Source organism: uncultured Microbulbifer sp. (assembly GCF_947489355.1).
GTDB lineage: Bacteria > Pseudomonadota > Gammaproteobacteria > Pseudomonadales > Cellvibrionaceae > Microbulbifer.
Window position 1 is genome coordinate 41,005 of record NZ_CANLDD010000034.1, and the last position, 6,642, is coordinate 47,646.

At 48.0% G+C, this 6,642-nt stretch carries 7 protein-coding genes and 1 pseudogene; 1 reads left to right on the forward strand and 7 read right to left on the reverse strand.

Annotated features, from left to right (window positions below; translation table 11 throughout):
- The first annotated feature begins 372 nt into the window (after positions 1–372).
- On the forward strand, positions 373–1,638 hold the full coding sequence (locus Q1A48_RS13705) for a ribonucleotide-diphosphate reductase subunit beta (RefSeq protein ID WP_299945841.1): 1,266 nt from the start codon (positions 373–375) through the stop codon (positions 1,636–1,638).
- Positions 1,639–1,886: 248 nt separating this feature from the next.
- Here Q1A48_RS13705 and Q1A48_RS13710 read toward each other — a convergent pair.
- The 7 genes and pseudogenes from Q1A48_RS13710 to Q1A48_RS13740 all read right to left on the reverse strand — a co-directional run.
- Positions 1,887–2,099, reverse strand: a pseudogene (locus Q1A48_RS13710) (IS256 family transposase); the annotation flags it as partial.
- Between the two features lie 172 nt (positions 2,100–2,271).
- Positions 2,272–2,895, reverse strand: a complete 624-nt coding sequence (locus Q1A48_RS13715; protein ID WP_299945843.1) for a hypothetical protein — start codon at positions 2,893–2,895, stop codon at positions 2,272–2,274.
- Entirely contained in the window at positions 2,888–3,403 is a 516-nt protein-coding gene (locus Q1A48_RS13720; protein WP_299945846.1) for a sigma-70 family RNA polymerase sigma factor, read from the reverse strand. The genes Q1A48_RS13715 and Q1A48_RS13720 overlap by 8 nt, the downstream gene beginning before the upstream one ends.
- Entirely contained in the window at positions 3,376–4,143 is a 768-nt protein-coding gene (locus Q1A48_RS13725) for a putative DNA-binding domain-containing protein (protein WP_299945848.1), read from the reverse strand. The genes Q1A48_RS13720 and Q1A48_RS13725 overlap by 28 nt, the downstream gene beginning before the upstream one ends.
- Positions 4,140–4,985: a DUF692 domain-containing protein gene (locus tag Q1A48_RS13730; RefSeq protein WP_299945851.1), complete on the reverse strand. Its 846-nt coding sequence runs from the start codon at positions 4,983–4,985 to the stop codon at positions 4,140–4,142. Before Q1A48_RS13730 ends, Q1A48_RS13725 begins: the two co-directional genes overlap by 4 nt.
- Before the next feature lie 9 nt (positions 4,986–4,994).
- Positions 4,995–5,279 (reverse strand): DUF2282 domain-containing protein, encoded by a 285-nt coding sequence (locus Q1A48_RS13735; protein WP_299945854.1) that lies wholly within the window; start codon positions 5,277–5,279, stop codon positions 4,995–4,997.
- 604 nt (positions 5,280–5,883) lie between these two features.
- A partial coding sequence (locus Q1A48_RS13740) for an IS481 family transposase (protein ID WP_299945857.1) occupies positions 5,884–6,642 on the reverse strand: 759 nt, incomplete at its 5' end.

The following is a 6,642-nucleotide window of genomic DNA, read 5'->3' on the forward strand; positions in this document are numbered from 1 at the left end:
CCGGCCCATCTGGCAATAAAACATGCCGGTATACATGCACGGGCCGGGGATCGTTTGCGACCTGCTCGCCACGCACATTTCCCGGAAGCAGCCGGGATATAAACTGCCGTACCCCGATCACACACAACCCAAAAGCCTTCACCAACAACGGCTCATGCCAACGGGAAGGTGCAGGTTAAAAAGCCAGGCGATACTTGATCTGGCACAGAGTTTTTATACTCGGGCAGGTTAAAAATACCGGCAGCAATAGACAACTGCCGGTGAAAACTGGTGCATTACCCCTGACCCCCCTTACCCTGTGAGTATCAAGTCAGGAAAACCAAAGGCAATTTATCGAATGTTCGATAACAAAACAGATCAAAAGGGCCAACTATGCTGAGCTGGGACGACTTCGACACAAAGCCCCAACAATCCGACAAGGCAAGCAAACCGCGGCCGGCGCCGGAGGCCCGGGCGAAATCCGTGCAAGAGCCCAGCGCTTCTTACGCGGCGGAAGCCACAGCTCCGATAGCTACTCCGGTGTCGCCAGCGGCCCAAAGTGGCTCCACTGCCGTTGAAGCCGCACGTGCGGCGGTTGCCTCCATCGACCCGGCGCCCGGCCTGGAAGAACTGGAAATGGGTGCGGCCCGTATCCAGGTGGACGAAAAGCGCATTATCAACTGCCGCGCTGACCTCAACCAGTTGGTGCCCTTCAAATACGACTGGGCCTGGCAAAAATACCTGGACGGTTGCGCCAACCACTGGATGCCACAGGAAATCAATATGAATAAAGACGTGTCCATGTGGAAAGACCCCAACGGTCTGACCGGGGACGAACGTCGCATCGTAATGTATTCCCTGGGCTACTTTTCAACTGCAGACTCCCTGGTAGCGAATAATTTGGTACTGGCCATCTATCGCCATATCACCAATCCCGAGTGCCGCCAGTACCTGCTGCGCCAGTCTTTTGAAGAAGCCATCCACACCCATGCCTACCAGTACTGTGTGGAATCTTTGGGGATGGATGAAGGCGAAGTGTTCAATATGTATCGCGAGGTGCCCAGCGTCGCCAAGAAGGCTGCCTGGAGCCTGTCTCACACCCAGGCCATCGGCGACCCAAACTTCAAAACCGGCACTGTGGAGACCGACCAGGAACTGCTGCGCAACCTGATCGCTTTCTACGCCGTTACAGAAGGTATTTTCTTTTACTGTGGCTTCAGCCAGATTCTGTCCATGGGCCGCCGTAACAAAATGACCGGCGTTGCTGAGCAATTTCAGTACATCCTGCGCGATGAATCCATGCACCTGAACTTCGGTATCGACGTGATTAACCAGATCAAACTGGAAAACCCGCACTTATGGACCGCGGCATTCCAACAGGAAGTGGCCCAGATGATCCTCGAGGGCATGGAGCTGGAAGTGGCCTACGCCCGTGACACCATGCCCTGCGGCGTACTCGGTATGAACGCAAACATGATGGAGGAGTACCTGCACTTTATCGCCAATCGCCGCCTCAGCCAGTTGGGCCTGAAAGAGCAATTCTCCGGCGCCCAGAACCCTTTCCCCTGGATGTCTGAAATTATGGACCTGCGCAAGGAGAAAAACTTCTTCGAGACACGGGTTATCGAATACCAGACCGGCGGCGCACTGCAGTGGTAAATACCTGTGAGTCACAGCATTAAGTGACTCAAATAACACCATCAGGTGACTTTGAGAATATTTCCTATTTTTATATTGACTGAACGCCACATAGAGTGAAGTTTATGGATACTAGAGGTGAGGTTTTGCTTTGCAGAATCACTGACAGCAGATTGTAGAAACGAATTTACTACAAGAAAGAGTCGCTCACAGGAAGAGAGGTATTGAGAGTAGGCGTATAGTTCTATACGCCCTTTTTTTTAATCCACTAAGCAAGCCACCGTGCTGGCTGACAGGCCTCTCGCTTCCGAGCCAACAAGTATCGACAGGGCCTCTTCCGTCTCGCCGGTTGAAACACCCTTCGGGTATATCCACGGCAGAGCCACGTATAGTGAGCGGGCCTTGCGTACATACGGCGGCACCAAGGCTGTGCGGAAGGTTACTGGCTTTCCGCCCTTAGTACGGACCTTCGGCACCTTGACTTGCTGCCGCATAACTGAGTGAATAATGACAAGGTGTGATGGGCGGACGCTTACAAAACACGACGATATATGATTGTATTTTGATCAATCTAGATTCAGGATCTATCGGTACGGAAATTTCTCAGGAAAGAAATGCAGAGATTCTGGGAAGGGTGGGCTTTTCATCAGCCTGCTAACTCCTAACGCTGGCCATTAACAAGCCTTTTTCAATCCATATTTGAACTTCTAATCCATTAACATAGTAAATAGCGGGTCCTTCTTCTTTTTCGATATTTGGTAGTGGGCCGAAGATATCTTTATTGTAACCCACTTCATAAAGCGTGACGGGTTTACCGTCAGCGCCTTTATACCGAAGTTGAGCTGCGGTAACGCTTTGAATTGAGCAATACCTTCCACCCAACATATCGACGTTGAAGTGGTTAAAATGCCCAGAGGGCACAGGAGAGAAATCCAGCTCAGTAAAATAATCACTGACCACATCAAAACGTGAACTGGATATTTCCAAGGGTTTTAACTTTATGTGGTTTTTCGCAACCTCTTTGGCGATAACATAAGAAAGTTCTTTTTCTGACGGAGGAAAAACAAGTGTTGCCAATGCTACTAGCATGACTAAGGCAGCGGTGGATAGTGAGAACATGCCTAATCGTCGACGGGATGGCTCTTCCGGAGTGCTTTCATGTTTAGGTTCAGATACATCAAGACCCCGTACAAGTTCTTCAATGTTCTCAAACTGTGCGTCGGATATGGACTGATTGTCGAAATAACTCTTAGACGCTTCCTTCAAAGGTTTATTCACTATGCACCTCCGATAGCGTGTTTTTCTCTAACAAGTTTTGTGCTTTTTTCTTCACGCGATAAAGCCGGGACAGAATTGTGCCCCGTGATTCTCCCGTTTCATTTGCAATCTCGGCAGCGGTGTATCCTAGTACCGCCCATAGGAACAGGCATTCTCTCTCTCTCGGCTCCAAGTCCTCCATCAGTAGATGAACGGTGACTTCATTAATTATTATCTGTTCGAGTGGTTCAGTAGAAAGCATAGCTAATTTTTCTTCTTCGAGTGGCTCGAAGACAATGATTTGTTGCCGTCTACATTGGTCAATAAACAGATGGCGAATACTCGTGCGTACATAAGCCAGGTTAACGGATTGTGTTCGCTTTACAGAAATTATTTTTTCCAGACCGGATTGCAATAAGTCATAAGCGTCGTCTGGATTTCCTGATAGCGACAGGGCATAACGGTAGAGACTATTCAGTTGTTCCCGAGAGAAAGTCATGTTTAACGTACCATATAGTCCGATATCCAACCTATTTCAATCCATTTGGCTGGTAGATGGGCGATGTCCTCGCTTAGGGAACGTAAGCGGATCCTGTCTATAACCGCTTGCAGAAAGCTTCGTTCAAGAGAGTCAATCTTCACGAGTATCGGTCGGAATACCTGTCTCACAATCACGAAATGTAATTTTTCCTCGGACTTGGTAACCTGTTCAATGGGTTTTACTTCTCGATGAAATTCCCACAAATCCAGGAGTGGCCAGTGAGAATCAATCAGAAAAAAATCTTTCGCTAACGATAGTGTTGCGCTGGACTGTTGTTCGGGCGACAACTTTGAAAATGCCTGAATATTGAAGGGAGCACGGTTTTTTGCGTAATAGCTTTGATGCAATAACCAATCGGCTTTTGCTAAGTCACTGATAAATGGAATCTCTTTCAATGCATTACGGTTTACCAATATGCGTGACAGATGGTTAGAAAATAATGCGCCGTAGTGCTTAAAATTCTGATCGTTAAGTACATGGCTGTTCAGGTAATCGTTTGCCAGCTGTATGAAATATTTCTCACCAACCAGCTTGTATACCATTGGATGTGCGTATGACAACCAGTTTATCAGCGTTTGTTGGTAGTTATTTTTGTAAGCTGAAATCCGTTCATCTAATCCAGAAGATGCCTGACATAGATCTTCGAGAATGGGTTTATGTCCTTTAGCTTGTGCACTGGCAATCATATTATTTTGCCAGTTGGCAAGATGGGGTGTGCTCCCTTTCATGCGATGTCCTTAATTCCGGCAGTGGTGTTTGCCCGATTCAGGATGTGTTGTGCTGTGCGACACTCCATCATCAGTGTTTCCCATGATGGGATATCATGGTCCCATTCGATCAGGGTTGGAATATCACCGGTTTTGGATATGAGATATTCGTACAGCTCCCACACAGCTGGGATGATTTCTGAGCCATGACTATCCAGTAAGAATAGGCCTTTGTCATTGTGTCCTGAAAGGTGCAATTGTTTAACACTGGAGAGAGGTAACTCATTTAAGTAATCAATAGGATCAAAGCGGTGATTCACACTATTGACGTATAGATTATTGATATCCAGGAGAATTTCACAGCCCGCTTGGCGAGCAACCTCACCTATGAATGTTGCCTCCGACATTTGATTGTCGGCACACTCCACATAACAGGAAATATTCTCGATCAGGAGCTTTTCCCCCAGAAAAGTCTGAACCTGATCAATGCGATCACAAATATGACGAAGGGCTTCATGGGTGTATGGGAGTGGTAACAAATCGGGCGTTCTTTTACCTTCAAAAGAGGAAAAACTGCAATGTTCCGAATACCAGGCGGTATGAGTTCTTTGCGTAAGTTTTTTAATTTTCTCCAGGTAATCGAAATCCAGAGGATCTAAGGTTCCCAAAGATAGGTTGACTCCATGTAGGGTTACCGGATAGAGCTCGGTAATGACTTCCAATAGTTCCAGATCCGTACCACCTTCTGCAAACCAATTGTCGGCCAGTAATTCTAACCAGGGTACATCAGGTCTTTCGTTTAAAAGGTGGGAAAGGTGGGGCGTTCTTAGCCCCACACCTGCACCTTGAATTAAGGTACTCATTGAACTGCCTTAACCTTTCTTGGCAGGTTTTGTGGCTTTGACAACGCCACCGGTAATCTTTTTACAGGTGCCTTGTGGTACGTATACCCACTCGGTATCCATGTTGTCTCTTTTAGCCTGACTGGCGCAGTCGTGACTGCCGTCTAATGCGCCACAGTCGTTTTGACCTGCTTTAGCAATACCTGCACATTTTTCCCATTTACTGGGTTGATCGGGCACACCTGCTAGTGTTTGAGTTGCACCGCTAAGGGCGAGAATTCCAGCGATAGCAGTAGAGGCCGTTGCCTTTTTCATTGGAGGCTCCTATGGAGTGTCTTACTAGTAGAGCAAGAGGGAAAAATACCCCCCTCTCCCAGGACCGTATGAGGCATGGAGGCCGATTACGAGTGTACAGGGATGTATTCACAGCGCGTCCTGGGGGAGGGGTACTCTTTCCTTCCGACCCGGTAGTAGGTTAGTTAATTGTCAATAGACATACCTATAAACGAACCCGGCCGCCAAATGATTGCATCCTGGATTCAACGAGTTATAACCGAATCTGGTGTTTGAGGGTTTGCGCCCTTTCCGACGCGACCAGGCGAATACAGGTCATTCTGGTACGCGGTACCACCCAGCTGCTGCTAACAAGTGTGGTCACCACCCATCAAGCAGGCCTTACCCGAGATCAGGTTGAGAAAATTGGCACCAATGACGAATACTAACAGTTCATGCGCGCAGTGGGATTGAAGGACAGCTTCGAAAAGGAAGTGGAGAAAATATTGATCCTGCGCAAACTTGTTTACTGAAACCACAGAGACCGAGTAAATATCCACCGGCAAAGCCGGTGGCTTTAATTGTAGTAGTTCAGACTTGATCTGACAGTTACCGGTTTTTCTGACGGTAGTCTGTCAGGTCAGGTTCAGTTCACGAACTTTTCCATCCAGATCTTTTTGCCATCTTCAAGCGTTTGTACAGGCGTACGGCCACAGCACTTCTTGCCTTGGTGGGTTCGTTCATTATTGTAATAATTGAGCCATTCGTCTAGATCCATCTGTAGCTCCTCCACCGAGCCATAAATCTTGCGTCGTAGTGACGGCTGATAAAACTCCTGCAGAATAGTCTTGTGAAATCGCTCACAGATACCATTCGTTTGTGGGTGTCGGGCTTTTGTCCTCGTATGCTCAATCTCATTCACGCTCAAATACAGCTGATAATCATGCTGCTCCAGTTTGCCACAGTACTCGGTGCCGCGATCAGTCAGAATACGCAGTACTGGTAGTTCATGCGAAGCGTAGAATGGCAGCACACGGTCATTCAGAAGGTCTGCTGCAGTGATTGGCGTCTTTGTTGTATACAGCTTGCAGTGTGCCACTTTTGCGTAGGTGTCAACGTAGGTCTGCTGGTATACACGTCCAACACCTTTGAATGTCCCAACGTAGAAGGTGTCCTGTGAGCCCAGATAACCAGGATGTTGGGTCTCAATTTCGCCGCAGGCTTCGTCATCATGACGTTTGCGTTCCAGAGCCTGAACCTGTGATTCAGTGAGAATCAGACCTTCCTTTGCCACTTTGGCTTCCAGGGCTTTCAGGCGGAGTCTGAAGTTAGCCAGGTCATGCCGTAACCAGATACTGCGAACCCCGCTAGACGACACAAAGAGACCGCGCTTACGTAGCTCATT